Genomic DNA, 24,500 nt, shown 5'->3' on the forward strand with positions numbered 1-24,500 from the left:
TCAAGTCTAGCGCGTCTTTCGATGATCTCACGGTGCCATTGTTTTTTGCCGGGCTAAGCTTCACCATCAAACGCTTCCTTTCTGTCCTCTGGAAACCTGCTGTGGCGGTACGTTTCGCGATCCCTCGGACCTTGCGCTGGCTTGGCTGCGCATTGCTGCTGGCCGGCGTCATGCTGGGCGGTCTGCACGCCGATTGGGATTTTTCCGCGATCAGCCGCAAGGCCACTGCTCTTTATGGGCCACTGGGTGCCGGGCAGCAGCGCATCGACGCCTGGCAGAATCTGCTGGCGACGCAGAAGCAGGTCAGTGAGATGGACAAGCTCAAGGTGGTGAACCTGTTCTTCAACAAGCAGGTGCGCTACGTCGAGGACATCGATCTCTGGCGCGAGGTGGATTATTGGGAAACCCCGATCGAAGCGCTGTGGAAGGGCGCTGGCGACTGCGAAGACTACGCGATCGCCAAGTATTTCAGCCTGCGCCATCTCGGGGTTTCCAGTGACAAGCTGCGCATCACCTACGTCAAGGCGCTGCGGCAGAACCGCGCGCACATGGTGTTGACGTACTATGCGACCCCCGACGCCATGCCGCTGGTGCTCGACAGTCTGATCGATCCGATCCAGCCGGCGTCGCAGCGGACCGATTTGCTGCCGGTCTACTCTTTCAATGCCGAAGGTCTGTATCTGCCGGGCGCCAAGGGCAATAAAAAGGTCGGCGACACCAAACGCCTGTCGCGCTGGCAGGATGTGCTGAAAAAAATGCAGGCCGAAGGTTTTCCGGTCGAGACGACTAACTAGGAGCACGCGCTCAGATGTCTTTGTTCAAACAGCTGTTGATCGCTATCTGTCTGTTCCTGGTCGTGGCCTTCACCGGCAGCTTCATGGTCAGCCTGGAGAGCTCGCGCACCCAGTACGTCAATCAGTTGCGCTCCCACGCGCAGGACGCCGCGACGGCGCTGGCGTTGTCGCTGACGCCGAATATCGACGACCCGGCGATGGTCGAGCTGCTGGTCAGTTCGATTTTCGACAGCGGCTATTACGCGAGCATTCGCGTCGTCGACGTGAAGACCGAGCAGACCATCGTCGAGCGCAGCGGCACTCCGGCGGTGAGCAACGTGCCGGACTGGTTCGTCAGACTGATCGGTCTGGAACCGGCCGGTGGCGATGCGCTGGTCAGCCGCGGCTGGGAGCAGGCGGCGCGGGTCGAGGTGGTCAGCCATCCGATGTTCGCCGTGGCCAAGCTGTGGCAGAGCGCACTGGGCAGCCTCGGCTGGTTGTTGATCTGCGGTGCGCTGAGCGCGGTGCTCGGCGCGCTGCTGCTGCGTCGGCAGTTGAAGCCGCTTGATTACATGGTCCAGCAGTCCCATGCCATCGCCCGCCGCGAGTTTCTCAGCCTGCCGGATCTGCCGCGCACGCCTGAATTGCGCAGGGTGGTGCAGGCGATGAATCAGATGGTCGAGAAGCTCAAGACGCTGTTTCAGGAGCAGGCCGAGCGCAGCGAAAAACTGCGCACAGAGTCCTATCAGGACAACCTCACAGGCCTGGCCAACCGCCGCTATTTCGAGATGCAACTGAACAACCGGGTTAGCAACCCGGAGCAGGCCAGTTCCGGTTATCTGCTGCTGTTGCGGGTCAAGGATCTGGCCGGGCTCAACCAGCGTCTCGGCGGCCAGCGCACCGACCAGTTGCTCAAAGCCGTCGGTGAGCAACTGACCCGCGAGTGCGCAAGATATCCACAGACTCAAGACTTGGTAACGCGAATTCGCGGCGGTGAGTTCGCCGTGCTGGCGCCGGGGCTGGTGCGTGAGGAAGCGCTGCAGCTGGCGCAAAATCTCGACAATGCACTGAGCAGCCTGCATGCCACCGGCGCGACCGATGTGCCGGCGGTGGCTTCGATCGGGCTGGCGCCGTTCGCCCATGGTGATTCGCCGCAAGCAGTGCTGACCCTGGGCGATCAGGCATTGGCGCAGGCCGAAGGCCAGGGCGAGCAGAATTGGGCGTGCATCGATCAGAGTCTGGTAGCGGAGGTCGGCGACGATCACCACGCCTGGCATCGACTGCTGGATCAGGCCCTGAGTCAGCAGCGTTTCGAGTTGTACTTCCAGCCGGTGGTCGCCGCGCAGGACACGCAACTGGTGCTGCATTACAAAGTGCTGTCGCGCTTGCTCGACGAGCAGGGCCAGACCATTCCCGCCGGGCGCTTCCTGCCGTGGCTGGAGCGTTTCGGCTGGACCGCACGGCTCGATCGGCTGATGCTCGAACGCGTGCTCGAGCAGATGAAGGCGCACGAGGATTCGCTGGCGCTGAACCTGTCCTCGGCGACGCTGGCCGATCCGCAGGCGTTGAACAAAGTGTTCGAGATTCTGCGCGCACACTCCAACCTCGGCGCGCGTCTGACTCTGGAAATCGGTGAGGAGCAATTGCCTGAACAGGCGGTGCTGGAGCAGTTGACCCGACGCCTGCGCGAGCTGGGTTTCTCGCTGAGCCTGCAACGTTTTGGCGGACGCTTCAGCATGATTGGCAACCTGGCGCGTTTAGGTCTGGCGTATCTGAAGATCGATGGCAGCTACATTCGGGCGATCGATCAGGAAAGCGACAAGCGTCTGTTCATCGAAGCGATCCAGCGCGCGGCGCACAGCATCGATCTGCCGTTGATTGCCGAACGGGTCGAGACCGAAGGGGAGTTGTCGGTGATTCGCGAGATGGGCCTGTATGGCGTGCAGGGGCAGTTGCTCGGTGAGCCGAAGCCATGGCGGTGAGCCAGGAAGCGCCCTCACCCTAACCCTCTCCCAGAGGGAGAGGGGACTGACCGTGGGATATTTACGAGATACGCCGACGTGCAAGAACTCCACTGAATCCAAGATCGACTCGATCTCTCAGGTCGATGGATAGCGCCAGACACCTCGATCGGCTCCCTCTTCAGAGGGAGAGGGGACTGACCGTGGGATATTTACGAGATACGCCGACGTGCAAGAGCTCCACTGAATCCAAGATCGACTCGATCTCTCAGGTCGATGGATAGCGCCAGACACCTCGATCGGCTCCCTCTCCCTCCGGGAGAGGGCTGGGGTGAGGGTAAGCTGTTGATCTGGGCTGGATCAGATCAACCCGCCCTCATCCTCATCGATCAACTGGCTCAACCCGCCCAGCGCTTCACGCGCCTGGGTGCGGTCCATCAGTTTGGCCTGGGCCGCCGCCGGCAGGTCGGTGACGCGGATCACGCCTTTCTGGGTCAGCACCTGAATCAGGTCGTCGAGCACCCGAATCATTTCAAAGTCGCTCTGCTTGAGCTGTCTGAGGCTGTTTTCCACGGCTTCGTTGGCGTACCACGCCTGAATCTCATGGTTGTCGGCGGGCAGCGTTTCCGTGGCCTCGGCGTACGCCGCAGCTTCCACGCGAATCAACTGGCCTTGCGCATCGCGTTGCACGTAGAACATTGAGCATCCCTCACAAATGAACAGCGTCATGCTGTCAGCAGCATAGCCAACTGCGCGCCAGTATGCGGGGCGACGATGCAATCGTCACCGCTGCATTGCCCGCAAACGCGACGGCCGCCTCAGCGGAGGCGGCCGTTTTTGTTTCAGCCTCAGCTGTTGTTGTGATCGACCTTGATGGTCGGGTCGCTGCCGGCAATCAGGTTGTGCAGGTTGGCGCTCGCCCAATTGTTGCCTTCCAGTTTGATCGTCACGTCCGGCGTCGCCGCAGAGGCATCGCCCGAGTTGAATTTACCCGCCGAGCTGACTTGCAGCGACGACGTGCCATCGACCGTGGTGATTTTCAGGAAGTTGTCGATCGTGCTGCCGGTCTCGCCCTGCAACAGGTCGCGCAGGTCGATGCGGTCGCCTTCGCTGGCTTTGAAATCCTTGATCACATCGTTACCGGTGTCGCCCGATTTCCAGACGAAGGTGTCACCACCGGAACCGCCGATGAGGATGTCGTTGCCCTGACCACCGATCAGCGTGTCTTTGCCGCTGCCACCGAGCAGGATGTCATTGCCTTTGCCGCCGTCGAGCAGGTCGTTGCCGCCCGAGCCGAACAGGATGTCATTGCCTGCGCCACCGAGCAGCGTGTCGTTGCCGTCATGTGCGCCGGACACATCGAATGCCTGGTAGTGTTCGGTGATGTACTGGTGCACGTTGCTGGTGCTGACTTTGCTGACCTCGACGCCGGTTTCCCTGGCGACGAACGCCTGCATCGCCTGGTAACCCTCGCCGGCAATGCCGTTGAAGCTGACCAGATCGCCGAACAGGATGTCATTGCCTTCGCCGCCGTTGACGGTGTCGTTACCCGGCATCGTGGCTTCGGTATGACCGATGATCGAGTTGGCCAGGTCTTTCGGATCAATGTTGGTCTGCGGCGTTTTATCCGAATCGTACGGTTTCAGGTCATCCAGGGTGACGCCGCTGTTCAGACCGATCGCTTCGACGTTCGACAGCCCGCTGAGCAAGGCGAAGCCGCTGGCCGAGTTGCTGGTCGTCGACGAGTTGGTGCTGTTGCCGGTACCGGCCAGGTTCGACAGCTCGTAAGTGCCGTCGCCCTGAGCGTGGATGGTGCCCAGGTTGCTGCTGCTCCAGCCCCACCATGAGCTGTAGGTCTGCAGAGTCACGGTGCCGGCACTGTTGATCGTCAACGCATGGGTGTTGTCGATGTAGGTGCTGAAGGTGTCGCCCGGCTTGTAGTTGCTGGTTTTCACCACGTCATCGAGCTTCACGTTGCCGTACAGCGTCGGATTGGCTTGCTCGCCGGTCTGGTAGTAGGTCGGCTGGCCGTCGGTGATGAAGTACGTGAGGTTCTTCGCCCCGGTGTTGGCCACGGCATCGGCACTCTGGAACCAGTTGGCCGTGGTCTTGAACACGTCTTCGTAGTTGGTGCCGCCGCCGGAGCCCATCGAGTCCAGCACGGCTTTGAGTTGCGCCAGCGCATTCGGGTCGTTGAGGTTCACCGACACCGACTTGTTGACCTGGGTATCGAAGTCCACCAGGAAGATGTTTACCGTGCCGGAGTTGCTGCCGCCCAGGCTCTGCTTGAGGCTGTTGAACACCGAAGTCAGCGAGTCTTTCGCAGCGTTCAGCGACGACGTGCTCATGCTGCCCGAGCTGTCGACCATGAACGCGATGTTGTAGTTGGTGCCAGGGACCACGGTCAGGCCGCCGATGTCAGCGACGATGATGTCGTTGGCGTCGGTGCCGGTGACGGTGTCGTCACCCGAGGTGGCGGTGACTGCGTTGTACACCGCAGGCACTACGGTGACCGGAATGGTCGCGGTGCTGCTCGCCGAGCCGCCGACCTGTTCGGTCGACGTCGAAGTCACGGTCAGGTTGAATTGACCGTTGTAGTAGGTCGGCGGAGTCACGGTCAGAGAGCCGAGGTTCCAGCCAGTGACATTGGCTTCGCCATTGCTCGCGGTAACGGTGAAGGTATGCCCTGCGCCATCGCTGAGCACCGAACCGACCGGTGCACCGCTGATCTTCACGCTCAGGGTTTCCGAGCCGTCGGTGTCGGTCAGCGCGGTGCTGATCGCCGACAGCTTCACCGTGGTGCCCTCGGCGCCGGTGTTGAGCTTGTAGCCGTCGTAGTAACCTTCGCCGTTGGTGCCGTGCAGATCGGACACCGTCACGCCCGAGTTGATCAGGTCCTGCACACCGGTGTAGATCGGCACGCCAGCGTTGCTCAGGTCGATCGGTGTGCTGCCGTTGACCGACAGGTTGACGTCGTAGCTGCCCGGGCCGCTCTGGTTGTGGTGGTAGATGTCGAGGGTGTAGTAGCCGCTGGTGGTCGGGGTGAACGAACCATTGATCGCACCGCCCGCGCCCCAGGTACCCGAAGCCACGTTCTTGCCGCCGATGGTGATCAGCAGGCTGTCATCGGCGACGCCGCTGAAGCTGTAGGTCTTGCCGGCTTCCAGGTAGATCAGGCCAGAGGTCTTCGACGCCGTACCGGCGGCGACGCTGCCGTCGGACTGCACATTGGTGACGTTGCCGCTGGAGTTCGGTTTGCCGGCCGCGTCGATCACGCTTTTCAGGGTGGTCGAGTTCGCGCCGCTGCCGTCAGTGCCCAGACCCGAGAGGCCGGTCCAGACTTCTTTGATCAGGCCAGTGGATTTCACGCTGTTGTCGGCCACGGCCACGGTCGGCGCATCCGTCACTGGCGTGATGTCGATCTTCACCGTGCCGGTATTGCCCAGCGCCTGGCCATCGGTAGGCTGGAACTTGATCTGTGCGTAGTCCGCCTGATTGTTGCCCAGACCGGTGCCGCCGTAACCGTTGGTGCCCGACTCGTTGGCATCCGGCAGGAAGCGCAACTTGCCAGCGTCGATGTCGGCCTTGCTGAAGGTCTGATTGTTGGCAACGTCTTTCCAGGTCGAGCCTTCCAGATACTGCAGTTTGCCCTCGCCCGGCAGCTGAGTGATCTTGATCCCGAGGCTGGTTGCAGGGCTGTCGACATCGCTGACGCCAAAGGTCGACCAGCCGAGGACCAGCGGCGTGTCTTCGCTGCCGGTGACATTGCTCGGCGCAGCGACCGGTGCATCGTTGACCGCCACCACGTTGACCGTGGTGGTCGCGGTGTTCGAGTAGTTGCCGCCATCGGTCACCGTCACGGTGATGATCCGAGGCACGGTGCTCGGATTTTCGCTGCTGTTGGTGAAGCTGATGTTCTTGATGACCTGCATGTAGTCGGCCAGCGTCGCGTTACCCGACAGCGTGAGGGTCACCGTGCCGTTGGTGCTGTTGGCATTGATGGTGATGCCGTTGACGCTGTTGCCCAGATTCAGTGCATCGCCGTCCTGACGGTTGGTCAGCACCACGGTGGCGCCGGTGAGCATCGTGCTGTCCGGGTCGGTGATGCTGATGTCGGTATCAGCGATCGACACGCCGGCGCCCGGGGTGTTCTCGGTGAACGTCACTTTGTAATCGGCACCGGTCGCGCCGCTGGAGTTGTTGGCGTCCAGATCGAGCACCGGTGGCGCATCGTTGTCGATGATCGAAGTACTGACGCTGCCATTGGTGCTGCTGACCGCGAGGTTCTCGAAGTTGCCGCCGGTAGCCGAATCGATCTTGACGACGAAGTTCTCGGTGCCTTCGGTGATCTTGTCATCGAGGGTGGCGACGTTGAACTGCGCGCTGCTGGCGCCCGCCGGGATCTTCACGGTGTACACACCGGTGAAGTCCGAACCGTCGGCAGCGGTGCCGCTGTAAACGATTTTCAGGGTCACTTCGGTCTGCGCCGGGTGATTGAGGCTGACGGTGTAGCTGGCGGTCTGGCCCTCGGTCACCGAGCTGCTGCCACTGATGCTGACGGTAGTGGTGTCGACAGTGTCGGTGACGCTGGTCACTGCTGGCGTGCTGCTCGGTACCAGGTTTTCGAAGCTGCCACCGGTGGCGGTTTTGATCGTGGCCTGCACCGAGCCGGCGTCTTTGTAGACGTCATCGGACGGTGCTGGGACGTTCACGGTGCCGATGGTTTCGCCTGCTTTGATGGTGATGACCGCGCCGTTGCTCAGGGTCACGGTGACCGGCGAGCCCGCCGGGTTGGTGAGCGTAGCGGTGTAAGTGATCTGGCCACCTTCGGCCACCGAGCCAGTCGCAGACAGCGACAGGTTGGTGGTGTCGACGGTGTCGGTCACGGTGGTGCTGACAGGCGTTTTATCGGCGACCAGATTTTCGAAGTTGCCACCGGTCACGCCGGTAATCGAGTTGGTCAGCGGAGCTTGACCGGTCAGCGCATCGTTTGGAGCGACAGCGGTCACGGTGCCGGTGGTCTGGCCGACCGCGATGGTGATGCTCTGACCGTTGGCCAACGTCACGACGACAGGCGAACCGGTGACAGGTGCGCCGACGGTTGCGGTGTAGACGACGTTGCCGCCTTCGGCCGTTGCAGCGGTTGCGCTCAGTTTTACGGTGGTGGTGTCGATCGTGTCAGTGACGCTGGTCACTGCTGGCGTGCTGCTCGGTACCAGGTTTTCGAAGCTGCCACCGGTGGCGGTTTTGATCGTGGCCTGCACCGAGCCGGCGTCTTTGTAGACGTCATCGGACGGTGCTGGGACGTTCACGGTGCCGATGGTTTCGCCTGCTTTGATGGTGATGACCGCGCCGTTGCTCAGGGTCACGGTGACCGGCGAGCCCGCCGGGTTGGTGAGCGTAGCGGTGTAAGTGATCTGGCCACCTTCGGCCACCGAGCCAGTCGCAGACAGCGACAGGTTGGTGGTGTCGACGGTGTCGGTCACGGTGGTGCTGACAGGCGTTTTATCGGCGACCAGATTTTCGAAGTTGCCACCGGTCACGCCGGTAATCGAGTTGGTCAGCGGAGCTTGACCGGTCAGCGCATCGTTTGGAGCGACAGCGGTCACGGTGCCGGTGGTCTGGCCGACCGCGATGGTGATGCTCTGACCGTTGGCCAACGTCACGACGACAGGCGAACCGGTGACAGGTGCGCCGACGGTTGCGGTGTAGACGACGTTGCCGCCTTCGGCCGTTGCAGCGGTTGCGCTCAGTTTTACGGTGGTGGTGTCGATCGTGTCAGTGACGCTGGTCACTGCTGGCGTGCTGCTCGGTACCAGGTTTTCGAAGCTGCCACCGGTGGCGGTTTTGATCGTGGCCTGCACCGAGCCGGCGTCTTTGTAGACGTCGTCGGACGGAGCTGGAACGGTCACATTGCCGCTGGTTTCACCAGCCTTGATGGTGATCACTGCGCCGTTCGACAGGGTCACGGTCACTGGCGAGCCAGCGGCGTTGGTCAGTGTCGCGGTGTAAGTGATCTGACCACCTTCTGCTACCGAGCCAGTCGCCGACAGCGACAGATTGGTGGTGTCGACGGTATCGGTCACGGTGGTGCTGACCGGAGTCTTGTCCGCGACCAGGTTTTCGAAGTTGCCGCCGCTGACGTTGGTGATCGCATTAGTGATCGGCGCGTGGCCGGTCAGCGCGTCGTTAGAAGCAACAGCGGTTGCAGTGCCGGTAGTTTGACCGACGCCGATGGTGATGGTCTGGCCGTTGGCAAGGGTCACGACCACTGGCGAACCGGTTACTGGCGCACCGACCGTGGCGGTGTAAGTCACGGTGCCGCCTTCAGCTACCGAGGTATCGGCGGTCAATTTGACCGTCGAAGTGTCGATGGTGTCGGTGACTGTCGTCACGGCTGGAGCAGTGCTCGGAACAAGGTTCTCGAAGTTGCCACCGGTGGCGCTGGTGATCGTTGCCTGCACGGAGCCGGCGTCTTTGTAGACGTCATCGGACGGTGCCGGAACGGTCGCAGTGCCGCTGGTTTCGCCTGCTTTGATGGTGATGACAGCGCCGTTCGACAAGGTCACGGTCACTGGCGAGCCTGCGGCGTTGGTCAATGTAGCGGTGTAAACAATCGAGCCACCCTCGGCCACCGAACCTGTCGCGCTCAGAGACAGATTCGTGGTGTCGACGGTGTCGGTTACCGTGGTGCTGACCGGAGTCTTGTCGGCCACCAGATTTTCGAAATTGCCACCGCTGACGTTGGTGATCGCATTAGTGATCGGCGCGTGGCCGGACAGTGCATCGTTCGAAGCAACAGCGGTTGCAGTGCCAGTAGTCTGACCGACGCCGATGGTGATGGTCTGACCGTTGGCCAGAGTCACGACGACAGGCGAACCGGTTACTGGCGCACCGACCGTGGCGGTGTAAGTCACGGTGCCGCCTTCAGCAACCGAGGTATCGGCGGTCAATTTGACCGTCGAAGTATCGATGGTGTCGGTGACTGTCGTCACGGCTGGAGCAGTGCTCGGTACCAGGTTTTCGAAGCTGCCACCGGTTGCGGTTTTGATCGTGGCCTGCACCGAGCCGGCGTCTTTGTAGACGTCATCGGACGGTGCTGGGACGGTCACATTGCCGGTGGTTTCGCCTGCTTTGATGGTGATCACTGCGCCGTTCGACAAGGTCACGGTCACTGGCGAGCCAGCGGCGTTGGTCAGTGTCGCGGTGTAAGTGATCTGACCACCTTCTGCTACCGAGCCAGTCGCCGACAGCGACAGGTTGGTGGTGTCGACGGTGTCCGTCACGGTGGTGCTGACCGGAGTCTTGTCGGCCACCAGATTTTCGAAATTGCCACCGCTGACGTTGGTGATCGCATTGGTGATCGGCGCGTGGCCGGTCAGCGCATCGTTCGAAGCAACAGCGGTTGCAGTGCCAGTAGTCTGACCGACGCCGATGGTGATGGTCTGACCATTCGCCAGAGTCACGACGACAGGCGAACCGGTTACTGGCGCACCGACCGTGGCGGTGTAAGTCACGGTGCCGCCTTCAGCAACCGAGGTATCGGCGGTCAATTTGACCGTCGAAGTATCGATGGTGTCAGTGACTTGAGTGATCGCTGGCGTGGTGCTCGGAACAAGGTTCTCGAAATTGCCGCCGGTAGCGCCGGTGATCGTTGCCTGCACGGAGCCGGCGTCTTTGTAGACGTCATCGGACGGTGCCGGAACAGTCGCAGTGCCAGTGGTTTCGCCTGCCTTGATGGTAATCACCGCGCCGTTCGACAAGGTCACGGTCACAGGCGAGCCTGCGGCGTTGGTCAAGGTCGCGGTGTACGTAATCTGACCGCCCTCAGCCACAGAACCGGTCGCGCTCAGCGACAGATTGGTAGTGTCGGCAACGTCTGTGACGGAGGTCGAAACCGGGGTTTTGTCCGCTACCAGATTTTCGAAATTACCGCCGCTTACGCCAGTGATCGAGTTGGTCAGCGGAGCGTTGCCGGTCAGCGCATCGTTCGGTGCGGTAAAGGTCGCAATGCCGGAAGTCTGGCCTACAGCGATGGTGATGTTCTGACCATTCGCTAGGGTCACGACCACAGGCGAGCCAGTAACTGGAGCGCCAACTGTTGCGGTGTAAGTCACAGTGCCGCCTTCGGCCACCGAAGTATCAGCCGTCAGTTTGACGGTCGAGGTGTCGATGGTGTCGGTGACTTGAGTGATCGCTGGCGTAGTGCTCGGAACAAGGTTCTCGAAGTTGCCACCGGTGGCGCTGGTGATCGTTGCCTGCACAGAACCGGCGTCTTTGTAGACGTCATCGGACGGTGCCGGAACGGTCGCAGTGCCGCTGGTTTCGCCTGCTTTGATGGTGATGACAGCGCCGTTCGACAAGGTCACGGTCACAGGCGAGCCTGCGGCGTTGGTCAAGGTCGCGGTGTACGTAATCTGACCGCCCTCAGCCACAGAACCGGTCGCGCTCAGCGACAGATTTGTAGTGTCGGCAACGTCTGTGACGGAAGTCGAAACCGGGGTTTTGTCCACCACCAGATTCTCGAAATTACCGCCGCTTACGCCAGTGATCGAGTTGGTCAGCGGAGCGTTGCCGGTCAGCGCATCGTTCGGTGCGGTGAAGGTCGCAGTGCCGGAAGTCTGGCCTACAGCGATGGTGATGTTCTGACCATTGGCTAGGGTCACGACCACAGGCGAACCAGTAACTGGTGCGCCGACGGTTGCGGTGTAAGTGACGGTGCCGCCTTCTGCTACAGAAGTGTCAGCGGTCAATTTGACCGTCGAAGTGTCGATGGTGTCGGTGACTTGAGTGACGGCTGGCGTGGTGCTTGGAACCAGGCTTTCGAAGTTGCCACCAGTGGCGCTGGTGATCGTTGCCTGCACAGAACCGGCGTCTTTGTAGACGTCATCGGACGGTGCCGGAACGGTCGCAGTGCCGCTGGTTTCGCCTGCTTTGATGGTGATGACAGCGCCGTTCGACAAGGTCACGGTCACAGGCGAGCCTGCTGCGTTGGTCAAGGTCGCGGTGTACGTAATCTGGCCGCCCTCAGCCACAGAACCGGTCGCGCTCAGCGACAGGTTGGTGGTGTCGGCAACATCGGTAACTGCAGTCGAGACTGGAGTCTTGTCCGCCACGAGATTTTCGAAATTACCGCCGGTTACGGCTGTAATCGAATTGGTCAGCGGAGCGTTGCCGGTCAGCGCATCGTTCGGTGCGGTGAAGGTCGCAGTGCCGGAAGTCTGGCCTACAGCGATGGTGATGTTCTGACCATTGGCTAGGGTCACGACCACAGGCGAACCAGTAACTGGTGCGCCGACGGTTGCGGTGTAAGTGACGGTGCCGCCTTCTGCTACAGAAGTGTCAGCGGTCAATTTGACCGTCGAAGTGTCGATGGTGTCGGTGACTTGAGTGACGGCTGGCGTGGTGCTTGGAACCAGGCTTTCGAAGTTGCCACCAGTGGCGCTGGTGATCGTTGCCTGCACAGAACCGGCGTCTTTGTAGACGTCGTCTTTCGGCGCATCGACAGTCACGGTGCCGCTGGTTTTGCCGGCCTCGATGGTGATCGTCGCGCCATTGCTCAAGGTCACGGTCACCGGTGTGCCGGCGGCGTTGCTCAGGGTTGCGGTGTAGGTGATCTGGCCGCCTTCGTTCACCGCGCCGGTGGCGCTGAGCGACAGACTGGTGGTGTCGACGGTGTCGGTCACGGTGGTGCTGACCGGGGTCTGGTCGGCGACGAGGTTTTCGAAGTTGCCGCCGCTGACATTGGTGATCGAGTTGGTCAGTGGCGCGTGCCCGGCGAGGACGTCGTTCGGCGCGGTGGTGCTCACGCTGCCGCTGGTCTTGCCGACTTCGATGGTGATGTTCTGACCGTTGGCCAGGGTCACGACCACAGGCGAACCGGTGACCGGAGCGCCAACCGTGGCAGTGTAGGTGACGGTGCCGCCCTCGGCCGCTGTCTCGGTGGCGGTCAGTTTGACCGTCGAGGTATCGACGGTGTCGGTGACGTCGGTGACCGCTGGCGTGGTGCTTGGCACCAGGTTTTCGAAGTTGCCGCCGGTGGCGTCCTTGATCGTGACTTCAACTTTGCCGGCGTCTTTGTAGACGTCATCGGCAGGTGCCGGAACGGTGACGGTGCCGCTGGTTTTGCCGGCCTCGATGGTGATCACCGCGCCGTTGCTCAGACTCACGGTAACCGGCGTGCCGGCCGGGTTGCTCAGGGTCGCGGTGTAGACAATCGAACCGCCCTCGGCCACAGAGCCGGTCGCGGACAACGCCAGGCTGGTGGTGTCGGCGACGTCAGTCACCGAGGTTACCGCCGGGGTCTGGTCGGCCACGAGATTTTCGTAATTGCCACCGCTGGCGCCATCGATTTTCACGCTCAAGGTGTTGCCGCCGGCCTGTGCATCGTTCGGCGCGGTGAAGTTGACGCTGGCGCTGCTGGCGCCGACCGGAATGGTGATGGTCTGGCCGTTGGACAGGGTGACGACTACCGGCGAACCGGTGACCGGTGCGGTCACCGAAGCGGTGTAGACGACCGCGCCGCCTTCGACCGCGCTGGCGCTGGCGGTCAGCGAAACAGTGCTGTTGTCGATGGTGTCAGTAACGTTGGTGACTGCCGGGGTCTTGTCGACCACCAGGTTTTCAAAGTTGCCACCGCTGGTCTTGGTGATGCTCGCATCGATCTTGCCGGCGTCCTTGTAGACATCATCGGCGGGCGCGGCGACGGTTGCGCTGCCGGTGCTCGCGCCTTTGGCAATGCTGATCACCGCGCCGTTGCTCAGGGTCACGGTCATGGCGGAGCCGGCCGGATTGCTCAGGGTAGCGGTGTAGACGATCGAGCCGCCCTCGGCGACGCTGCCGGTAGCGCTCAGGCTGATATCAGTGGTGTCGACGGCGTCGGTGACTTTGGTCACCACTGCCGAACGATCGGCCTCGACGCGCTCGAAATTGCCGCCGCTGTGGCTGGCGATTGCCGTCCGCACGTTGCTGCCATCGATGTATGGGGTGTTGGCGGGTGCCGGGAAATTCACCGAACCGCTGGTGGCGCCGGCTGCGATATTGATCACTGCGCCGTTGGCCAGGGTCACGGTCATGGCGGTGCCGGCCGGGTTGCTCAGGGTCGCGGTATAGGTGATCTGGCCGCCTTCGCTGACGGTATCGCTGGCAGTCAGAGTCAGCGCGGTTGTGTCGACGGTATCGTTGACTGTGGTGCTGACCGGAGTCTTGCTGACGTCGAGCTTTTCGAAGTTGCCGCCGCTGGCATCGGTCATGGTCACGGTGAGCTTGCTGACGTCCTTGTAGACGTCATCGCTCGGTGCGGCAATCGTCACCGAACCGCTGGTCTTGCCTGCTTCAATGGTGATGGTCTGGCCATTGCTCAGGTTGACGGTGACCGGGGTCTGCGCGGCGTTGGTCAGCGTTGCGGTGTAAGTGATCGAAGCGCCTTCGAGCACATAGCTCTCGGCACTGAGGGTCAGGTGCGTGGTGTTGACGGTGTCGGCAACGTTGGTCACCGCTGGCGTCGGATTCGGCACCAGGTTTTCGAAATTGCCACCGGTGGCGTCCTTGATGGTCACTTCGACTTTACCGGCGTCTTTGTAGACGTCATCGGCAGGTGCCGGAACGGTCACGGTGCCGGTGGTCTTGCCCGCTTCAATGGTGATGACCGAGCCGTTGCTCAGATTCACGGTCACAGGCGTGCCGGCAGGGTTGCTCAAGGTTGCGGTGTAGGTGATCTGCCCGCCTTCGTTGACGTTACCGGTGGCAGTCAGCGCGACGCTGGTGGTGTCGACGGTGTCCGTCACGGTGGTGCTGACCGGGGTCTTGTCGGCCACCAGATTTTCGTAGTTACCACCGCTGACATTAGTGATCGAGTTGGTCAGCGGTGCGTGACCGATCTGGACGTCATTCGATACGGGGGCGGTAACGCTGCCGGTGGTCTGGCCGACAGCGATGGTGATGTTCTGACCGTTGGCCAGAGTCACGACGACAGGCGAGCCAGTGACTGGCGCGCCGACGGTCGCGGTGTAAGTGACGATTCCGCCTTCGGCCACCGAAGTATCAGCCGTCAGTTTGACGGTCGAAGTGTCGATGGTGTCGGTGACTGTCGTCACGGCTGGAGCAGTGCTTGGCACCAGGTTCTCGAAATTGCCACCAGTGGCGCTGGTGATCGTCGCCTGGACGGAACCGGCGTCTTTGTAGACGTCATCGGACGGTGCAGGAACGGTCGCAGTGCCGCTGGTTTCGCCAGGCTTGATAGTGATCACGGCACCGTTGGACAAGGTCACGGTCACTGGCGAGCCAGCAGCATTGGTCAAGGTCGCGGTGTAAGTGATCTGGCCACCCTCGGCCACCGAGTTTGTCGCACTCAGCGACAGGTTGGTGGTATCGGCAACATCCGTAACGGTGGTCGAGACTGGGGTGTTATCTGCAACCAGATTTTCGAAGTTACCGCCGGTGACGCCAGTGATCGAGTTGGTCAGCGGAGCGTTGCCGGTCAAGGCATCGTTCGGTGCAGTGTAGGTGATGGAACCAGTGGTCTGGCCGACGGCGATGGTGATGTTCTGGCCGTTCGCCAACGTCACGACGACAGGCGAGCCGGTGACGGGCGCGCCGACGCTGGCGGTGTAAGTGACGGTTCCGCCTTCGGCAACCGAGGTGTCAGCGGTCAGTTTCACCGTCGAGGTATCGACGGTGTCGGTGATTTCGGTCACCGCCGGGGTGGTGTTCGGCACCAGATTCTCGAAGTTGCCGCCGGTGGCGTCCTTGATGCTGACTTCGACCTGGCCGGCGTCTTTGTAGACGTCATCGGCAGGCGCTGGAACGGTGACGGTGCCGGTGGTTTTGCCGGCATCGATGGTGATCACCGAGCCGTTGCTCAGGGTCACGGTTACCGGAGTGCCAGCCGGATTCGTCAGCGTGGCGGTGTAGGTGATCTGCCCACCTTCGGCCACAGTGCCGGTGGCGCTGAGGCTCAGGCCAGTGTCATCGACCGAGTCGGTGATGGTGGTGACCGCTGGCGTATTGCTTGGCACCAGATTCTCGAAGTTGCCACCGGTTGCACCAGTGATCGTAGTGCTGACAGTGCTGCCATTGTTGTAGACGTCATTGGCCGCAGTCGGCACGTTGACGGTGCCGACAGTCTCGCCAGCCGCAATGGTGATGGTCGAGCCGTTCGACAGGGTGACGGTAACCGGGGTTTGCGCCGGGTTGGTCAGGGTCGCGGTGTAAGTGATCTGGCCGCCTTCAACGATGTTGTTGGTCGCGGTCAGGGTCAGGCCGGTGTTGTCGACCGAATCGGTGATCGTAGTGACGGCTGGCGTGGTGCTTGGCACCAGATTCTCAAAGTTGCCACCGGTTGCACCAGTGATCGTGGTGCTGACAGTGCTGCCATTGGTGTAGACGTCATTGGCCGCTGTCGGCACGTTGACGGTGCCGACAGTCTCGCCTGCCGCAATGGTGATGGTCGAACCGTTCGACAGAGTGACGGTTACCGGCGTCTGCGCCGGATTGGTCAGGGTCGCGGTGTAAGTGATCTGGCCGCCTTCAACGATGTTGTTGGTCGCGGTCAGGGTCAGGCCGGTGTTGTCGACTGAGTCGGTAATCGTAGTGACTGCTGGCGTCGGGTTCGGCACCAGATTTTCGAAATTGCCACCGGTAGCCCCGGTGATGGTGGTGCTGACAGTGCTGCCATTGTTGTAGACGTCATTGGCCGCAGTCGGCACGTTGACGGTGCCGACGGTTTCGCCGGCCGCAATGGTGATGGTCGAACCGTTCGACAGGGTGACGGTTACCGGGGTTTGCGCCGGGTTGGTCAGGGTCGCCGTGTAAGTGATCTGGCCGCCTTCGACGATGTTGTTGGTCGCGGTCAGGGTCAGGCCGGTGTTGTCGACCGAATCGGTGATCGTAGTGACGGCTGGCGTCGGGTTCGGCACCAGATTTTCGAAGTTGCCACCGGTTGCACTGGTGATCGTGGTGCTGACAGTGCTGCCATTGTTGTAGACGTCATTGGCCGCTGTCGGCACGTTGACGGTGCCGACAGTCTCGCCTGCTGCAATGGTGATGGTCGAGCCGTTCGACAGAGTGACGGTCACCGGGGTTTGCGCCGGGTTGGTCAGGGTCGCGGTGTAAGTGATCTGGCCGCCTTCGACGATGTTGTTGGTCGCGGTCAGGGTCAGGCCGGTGTTGTCGACCGAATCGGTGATCGTAGTGACGGTTGGCGTCGGGTTCGGCACCAGATTTTCGAAGTTGCCACCGGTTGCACTGGTGATCGTGGTGCTGACAGTGCTGCCATTGTTGTAGACGTCATTGGCCGCTGTCGGAACGTTGACGGTGCCGACAGTCTCGCCTGCTGCAATGGTGATGGTCGAGCCGTTCGACAGAGTGACGGTTACCGGGGTTTGCGCCGGGTTGGTCAGGGTCGCGGTGTAAGTGATCTGGCCGCCTTCAACGATGTTGTTGGTCGCGGTCAGGGTCAGGCCGGTGTTGTCGACCGAATCGGTGATCGTGGTCACGGCTGGCGTCGGGTTCGGCACCAGGTTTTCGAAGTTGCCGCCGGTAGCGCCAGTAATCGTAGTGCTGACAGTGCTGCCATTGTTGTAGACGTCATTGGCCGCAGTCGGCACGTTGACGGTGCCGACAGTCTCGCCTGCCGCAATGGTAATAGTCGAACCGTTGGACAGAGTGACGGTTACCGGCGTTTGAGCCGGGTTGGTCAATGTCGCGGTGTAAGTGATCTGGCCGCCTTCAACGATGTTGTTGGTCGCGGTCAGAGTCAGGCCGGTGTTGTCGACCGAGTCGGTGATCGTGGTCACGGCTGGCGTCGGGTTCGGCACCAGGTTTTCGAAGTTGCCGCCGGTAGCCCCGGTGATGGTGGTGCTGACAGTGCTGCCATTGTTGTAGACGTCATTGGCCGCAGTCGGCACGTTGACGGTGCCGACAGTCTCGCCTGCCGCAATGGTGATGGTCGAACCGTTCGACAGAGTGACGGTTACCGGCGTCTGCGCCGGATTGGTCAGGGTCGCGGTGTAAGTGATCTGGCCGCCTTCAACGATGTTGTTGGTCGCGGTCAGGGTCAGGCCGGTGTTGTCGACTGAGTCGGTAATCGTAGTGACTGCTGGCGTCGGGTTCGGCACCAGATTTTCGAAATTGCCACCGGTTGCACTGGTGATCGTGGTGCTGACAGTGCTGCCGTTGTTATAGACGTCATTGGCCGCAGTCGGCACGTTGACGGTGCCGACGGTTTCGCCTGCCGCAATGGTGATGGTCGAACCGTTGGACAGAGTGACGGTTACCGGCGTCTGCGCCGGATTGGTCAGGGTCGCGGTGTAAGTGATCTGGCCGCCTTCAACGATGTTGTTGGTCGCGGTCAGGGTCAGGCCGGTGTTGTCTACCGAGTCGGTGATCGTGGTCACGGCTGGCGTCGGGTTCGGCACCAGGTTTTCGAAGTTGCCACCGGTAGCCCCGGTGATCGTCGTCGTAACGGTACTGCCGTTGTTATAGACGTCGTTAGGCGGGGTCGGCACGTTGACGGTGCCGGTAGTCTGGCCAGCGCCGATGGTGATAGTCGAACCGTTCGACAGGGTGACGGTAACCGGCGTCTGCGCCGGGTTGGTCAATGTCGCGGTGTAAGTGATCTGCCCGCCTTCGGTGACGTTAGAGCCGGCCGTCAAGGTCACGGTGGTGGTGTCGACGGTGTCGGTGACTTGCGTGGTCGCCGGGATGGTCGGCGGGGTTACGGTGATGCCGTTGCCGCCGCTGGTGCCGGTGACGGTCACGTCGATCTGGGTCGGGTCGTTATAGACCGTGTCGTTCGGTGCCATCGGCACGTTGACAGTGCCGGTGGTGGCGCCGGCCGGAATGACGATCACCGCACCATTGGACAAGGTGATGGTCAGGTCGGTCAGCGGTGCCTGGGTCAGGGTCGCGGTGTACACCAGCACGCCGCCGGCTTCGGTGATGGTCGGCGTGGCGCTGAGGCTCAGGGTCGAATCGCGCAGCGCATTGGTGGTGGTGTCGGTGGTCAGGCCGCCCGTGATGTCCTGCGCGACTTGCCCGGCAGCGTTGATGCCCGCCGTTGGGAAGCCAATGGTCGGATCGACGCGGCCAGCAGTGGCGTCGAGCATGACGAAGCTGTGGCCGCCACCGGCAGCACCACCGGTGCCCGCGGCGGTCGGGCCGGCCGCGGTGGATTCAAGCGCAGTGGTCGGGTCGACACCGGCGGCGATGGCTTGCTGCAGTTCTTCAACAGAAGGTGCCGCCTGCGCGGTGGCTTCGGCCAGGTCAGTGCTGGAGTCAGGCGCGCTGGCGCTCCACTGGGTGTCGCGGCCCAGATCGAGCGTGCGGCCATCGGTTAGTTCCAGCGACACTGCGCCGGACAGACCGGTATCGATCTGATCGCCGACATACAGGCGATCGCCTTCAACGAGTACGCGACGCACGCCCTCTGGGGACACCACGAAAACCTGACCGACAATGCTTTTGACGACGGCAACAACACTGCTCATTGAAGACTCTCCGGGTGTCACATTCAGTTGACTTCCATGGACCTGACGGGCGTCGGCGCCACTTCAGTCTGGACGTACTTTCTATAAATGGATAACTTATTGACGCTGTATTTCCGTCAATAATCTGGCTATAAATTATCGCGATTAACTTTATGCCAAACTATTGACCTTCTGGGAGCCATCCTAAACAATCGCCCCACTAATGTCACATTGATATTTCCGCGGCGACCTGTCCTTCAGCGTGTCATCCAGTTCCTCTTTTGAACTTTCCGACATACGGTCATTCGGGTTGCCTTCATCCGACGCAGCGCCACGTTTTTGCTGTGATTCAAGACAAGAAGTTCCGGGAAAATTCCAACCATGCGTTCGCTTTTGCTCCTTGCTGCTCCCTTCGCTCTCGCCGCCTCCTTTGTACAAGCACAATCCTTACCAGAAGCCATGCAACAGGCGCTGGATGTCCATCCGGAGATTCAGGCGGGGGTCAACAGTCGATTGGCGGCGGATTATCAATTAAAGGCGGCGAAAGGAGGATACCTGCCCAAGGTCGATCTGCTGGGCGGTTATGGCCGTGAAGGTACTGACAGCGTGACGACCCGAGCGAACGGTGGCGGCAATCATTGGGAGACTTTGAACCGCAGCGAGTCAAGTTTACGTCTCTCGCAAATGGTTTTTGACGGTTTTGCGACGTCCAACGAAGTCGCGCGTCAACAAGCCAACGTCAGCTCCCGTGCTTACTCCCTGCTCGGCACTTCCGAGCGCACCGCGCTGACCGTCGCCCAGGTGTATCTGGACGTGTTGACCCGCCGTGAATTCGTCCGTCTGGCCGAGGAAAACCTCAAGAGCCACCAGCGCATCTACGACCAGATCCAGTTGCGCACCCAGCGCGGCGTCGGCAGCGGTGCCGACCTCGATCAGGCCGAAGCACGCATGGCCCAGGCCCGCAACAACCTGATCACCGAACAGACCAACCTGGCCGATGCGGAAACCAACTTCCTCAGCGCCGTCGGCCAGATGCCAGACCAGCTCGAGCGGCCGGCGCCGTTCATGGCGATGATGCCGGCCAACCTCAACGAAGCCCGCGCGCAGATGCTGGAAAACAGCCCGATCCTGCGCTCCGCCGAGTCGGACATCGCCGCTGCCGAAAAGCAGTTCGCCACCGCGAAATCGACCTTCTACCCGCGCTTCGACGCCGAACTGGGGCGCACCGCGGATAACGATCTCGACGGCCAGAACGGCCACAACAACGAATGGCAGGCCATGCTGCGCATGCGCTTCAACCTGTATTCCGGCGGCAGCAACAAAGCTGATCTGGAATCCAAGTCGTACCTGGCCAACCAGGCGCTGGACATCCGCAACAACGCCCTGCGCCAGTTGAACGAAGAGCTTGGCCTGGCCTGGAATGCGCTGAACAACGCCAACGCCCAGGTGCCGATTGCCCAGCAGTACGTCGACCACAGCACTTCGGTGCGTACCGCCTACCAGCGTCAATTCAGCCTCGGCGAGCGCACCCTGCTGGACTTGCTCGACAGCGAAAACGAGTTGTTCACCGCCTCGCGGCGTCTGGCAGAAATCAAGAACATTCAGTTATTTACTCAGTACCGAATCAAGGCGACCATGGGCCAATTGCTCAAAAGCCAGGGAGTGGTCGCGCCGTTGGCATCCGTTGTGCAGAACGACGTGAAGCCCAAGGTCCAGCTGCCTGGGATGAACTGAGTTATCCCTTTCAACTGCTAAAGAGTGTCGAGCGTGGAATCAGAAGTCAGTCGAGTTCAACTCAGCCATGATCCACGCGCGTTGCATGACGATCCGTTGCTGGATGGTCTGCTCGCCCTGTGCATGCTGCACCAGAAGCCTGCCAGCGCAGCGATGCTGACCACCGGCCTGCCGCTGCCCAAACAACGTTTGAGTGTCGAGTTGCTGCCCCGCGCAGCGGCTCGCGCCGGCCTGCAGGGGCGGGTGCTGCAGCGCAAGCTCGAAGAGATTCCGGCGATCGCCATGCCCGCGCTGTTGCTGCTCAAGGATGGCCGCAGTGCCGTCCTGCTCGGCTGGCAGGGCGAAAACGATGCGCGGGTGCTGCTCAGCGAAAGCGATGGCGGCGAATCGGTGGTCAGCCGCGAACTGCTGACCGACGATTACACCGGCAAAGTGTTCTTCGCCCAGCCGCAGCACAAATTCGACGTCAACCACGGCACGCTGATCCCGCGGGCACGCTCGTGGTTTCGCGATACCCTCAAGCGTTCGCGCTGGCTCTACGCCGATGCGATCGCCGCGAGTTTCCTGATCAACATCATCGCCATGGCCGCGCCGCTGTTCGTGATGAACGTCTACGACCGCGTGGTGCCGAACCAGGCCGAAGCGACCCTGTGGGTGCTGGCGCTGGGCATCACCGGCGCTTACATCTTCGATCTGATCCTCAAGAGCCTGCGCAGTCTGTGCCTGGATCTGGCCGGGAAGAAAACCGACCTGATCATCTCCGCCACGCTGTTCGAGCGCATCGTCGGCATGGCGATGAAATACCGCCCGGCGCGGGTCGGCAGCTTTGCGCAGAACATTCATGAATTTCAGAGCCTGCGCGACTTCCTCGCCTCGCTGACCCTGACCAGCCTGATCGATCTGCCGTTCACCATCCTGATTTTCATCGTCATCGCCATTCTCGGCGGGCATCTGGTATGGATTCCGGTGCTGGCATTCCCGATTGCGCTGCTGATCGGCTACGCCTTGCAGAAGCCGCTGATCGCGACCATGGAGCGCACCATGGCGCTGGGCGCCGAGCGTCAGTCGAGCCTGATCGAGACACTCGCGGGTCTGGACGCGGTCAAGGTCAACAACGCCGAAAGCGAGCGCCAGTATCAGTGGGAGCAGACCATCGGCACCCTCAGTCGTCTCGAGCTGCGAGTGAAAATGCTCTCCGGTCTGGCGATGAACATCACCTTGCTGATCCAGCAACTGGCCGGGGTGATCATGATCGTATTCGGCGTGTACCAGATCATCGCCGGTAACCTGAGCATGGGCGGGCTGATTGCCTGCTATATGCTCAGTGGCCGCGCGCTGAGCCCACTGGCGTCGCTGTCCGGTCTGCTCACGCGCTATCAGCAGGCGCGGGTGACCATGACCTCCGTCGACCAGATGATGGAGCTGCCGCAGGAGCGCAATTTCGAAGAGCGCCCGCTGAGCCGCAAGGTTCTGCAGGGTGCGATCGAATGCCGTCAGCTCAGCTTCACCTACCCGGATCAACAGAACCCGGCGCTGAAGAACATCAACCTGGTGATCCGTCCCGGCGAGAAGATCGGCATCATCGGCCGCAGCGGCTCGGGCAAAAGCTCGCTGGCCAAATTGCTGGTCGGTCTGTACCAACCGGACGACGGTGCGTTGCTGGTTGACGGGGTGGACATCCGCCAGATCGACGTCAGCGAACTGCGCTACAACATCGGTTACGTGCCACAGGACATTCAACTGCTGTCCGGCACCCTGCGCGACAATCTGGTGTCCGGCGCGCGTTACGTCGAAGACGAGCTTGTCCTGCAGGCGGCCGAACTGGCCGGCGTCCACGAATTCGCTCGTCTGCACCCGCAGGGCTATGAGCTGCAAGTCGGCGAACGCGGACAGAACCTCTCTGGCGGCCAGCGGCAGAACGTCGCCCTGGCCCGTGCGCTGTTGCTCAATCCGCCGATTCTGCTCATGGATGAGCCGACCAGTGCGATGGACAACACCGGCGAAGAACGCCTCAAGCAACGCCTCGCGGCGGTGGTCGAAAACAAGACCGTGGTGCTGGTCACGCACCGGGCATCGCTGTTGTCGCTGGTCGATCGCCTGCTGGTGATCGATCGCGGACAGATTCTCGCCGACGGCCCGAAAGCCGCCGTGATGGAAGCGTTGAAGAAGGGGCAGATCAGTGTTGCTTAAGTCCGGTGTCAAGGAGTCGATCCGTCGCTACTTCAAGGGCTCTGCCTCGCTGCAGGGCCAGCCGCTGCCCGAGGTCAACAAAGCGCTGATCGAAGACGCCCCGCGCGTCGTGCGCCTGACCATCTGGGCGATTATCGGTTTCTTTGTATTCCTGATGCTCTGGGCCAACTTCGCGGTGATCGACGAAGTGACCAAGGGCGACGGCAAGGCAATTCCCTCGTCGAAAATCCAGAAAATCCAGAACCTGGAGGGGGGAATCGTCTCCGAGCTGTTCGTCAAGGAAGGCCAGATTGTCGAGGCCGGCGCGCCGCTGATTCGTCTCGACGACACGCGGTTTGCCTCTAACGTCGGCGAAACCGAGGCCGATCGCCTGTCGATGCTGCTGCGGGTCGAGCGTCTGAGCGCGGAAGTCGATGATCGTCCGCTGAATTTCCCCGAAGACGTGCTCAAAGCGGTGCCGGGCCAGGCGAAAAGCGAAGAGTCGCTGTACATCAGCCGGCGTCAGCAACTGCACGATGAAATCGGCGGCCTGCAGGAGCAGCTGATCCAGCGTCAGCAGGAGCTGCGGGAGTTCAGCTCCAAGCAAGCGCAGTACCGTCAGCAGCTCGGCTTGCAGCGTCAGGAAATCAATATGTCCGAGCCGCTGGTGGCGCAGGGCGCGGTCTCGCCGGTAGAAGTGCTGCGCCTCAAGCGTGCCGAAGTGGAGACCCGTGGCCAGCTCGACGCGACCACGCTGGCCATCCCGCGCGCGGAATCGGCGATCAAAGAAGTGCAGCGCAAGATCGACGAAACCCGCGGCAAATTCCGCAGCGAAGCGCTGACCCAGCTCAACGAAGCGCGCACCGATCTGAACAAGGCCCAGGCCACCGGCAAGGCGCTGGAGGACCGCGTCAGCCGTACGCTGGTCACCTCGCCGGTGCGCGGTATCGTCAACAAGTTGCTGGTCAACACCATCGGCGGCGTGATCCAGCCGGGCAGCGACATGGTCGAAATCGTGCCGCTGGATGACACCCTGCTGGTCGAAGCCAAGATCCGTCCGCAGGACATCGCGTTCCTGCATCCGGGGCAGGAAGCGATCGTCAAATTCACCGCCTATGACTACACCATTTACGGCGGGCTGAAGGCACAACTCGAGCAGATTGGCGCCGACACCATCACCGACGAAGACAAGAAAACCACCTATTACGTGATCAAGGTGCGCACCGAGCGCAGTCATCTGGGCACGGACGACAAACCGCTGTTGATCATTCCGGGGATGGTTGCTTCGGTGGATATCATCACGGGCAAGAAATCGGTGTTGAGCTATTTGCTGAAGCCGATCATTCGGGCGCGGGCTGAAGCGTTGCACGAGCGCTAGATCTTCGGTGGCCTTGCTG

General features: G+C 61.5%; 7 protein-coding genes. 5 read left to right on the plus strand and 2 right to left on the minus strand.

The features are described from left to right. Positions 1-101 precede the first annotated feature (101 nt). The gene (gene lapG, locus BLU71_RS22725; protein WP_024011112.1) at positions 102-794 is read left to right on the plus strand and encodes a cysteine protease LapG; all 693 of its coding nucleotides are present in this window, start codon (positions 102-104) and stop codon (positions 792-794) included. Positions 795-808: 14 nt separating this feature from the next. Then, positions 809-2,755, plus strand: a complete 1,947-nt coding sequence (lapD, locus tag BLU71_RS22730; RefSeq protein WP_064364559.1) for a cyclic di-GMP receptor LapD — start codon at positions 809-811, stop codon at positions 2,753-2,755. A 339-nt stretch (positions 2,756-3,094) separates the two neighbouring features. Here lapD and BLU71_RS22735 read toward each other — a convergent pair whose 3' ends face one another. Together BLU71_RS22735 and BLU71_RS22740 are read right to left on the minus strand one after the other, a co-directional pair. After that, positions 3,095-3,433, minus strand: a complete 339-nt coding sequence (locus BLU71_RS22735) for a hypothetical protein (RefSeq protein ID WP_042610141.1) — start codon at positions 3,431-3,433, stop codon at positions 3,095-3,097. A 149-nt stretch (positions 3,434-3,582) separates the two neighbouring features. Next, positions 3,583-19,221 (minus strand): LapA family giant adhesin, encoded by a 15,639-nt coding sequence (locus tag BLU71_RS22740; RefSeq protein WP_083353938.1) that lies wholly within the window; start codon positions 19,219-19,221, stop codon positions 3,583-3,585. 360 nt (positions 19,222-19,581) lie between these two features. Between BLU71_RS22740 and BLU71_RS22745 the strand changes: the two genes are divergently transcribed. From BLU71_RS22745 to BLU71_RS22755, 3 genes are read left to right on the plus strand one after another with little or no spacing between them, the layout of a single operon-like run. Then, on the plus strand, positions 19,582-20,934 hold the full coding sequence (locus BLU71_RS22745; protein WP_039756280.1) for a TolC family outer membrane protein: 1,353 nt from the start codon (positions 19,582-19,584) through the stop codon (positions 20,932-20,934). Between the two features lie 33 nt (positions 20,935-20,967). Next, positions 20,968-23,124, plus strand: a complete 2,157-nt coding sequence (locus BLU71_RS22750) for a type I secretion system permease/ATPase (protein WP_042610144.1) — start codon at positions 20,968-20,970, stop codon at positions 23,122-23,124. Then, entirely contained in the window at positions 23,114-24,481 is a 1,368-nt protein-coding gene (locus tag BLU71_RS22755) for an HlyD family type I secretion periplasmic adaptor subunit (RefSeq protein ID WP_042610145.1), read from the plus strand. Before BLU71_RS22750 ends, BLU71_RS22755 begins: the two co-directional genes overlap by 11 nt. Positions 24,482-24,500: the final 19 nt, after the last annotated feature.

This window comes from Pseudomonas moraviensis (assembly GCF_900105805.1).
Taxonomy (GTDB): domain Bacteria; phylum Pseudomonadota; class Gammaproteobacteria; order Pseudomonadales; family Pseudomonadaceae; genus Aquipseudomonas; species Aquipseudomonas moraviensis_A.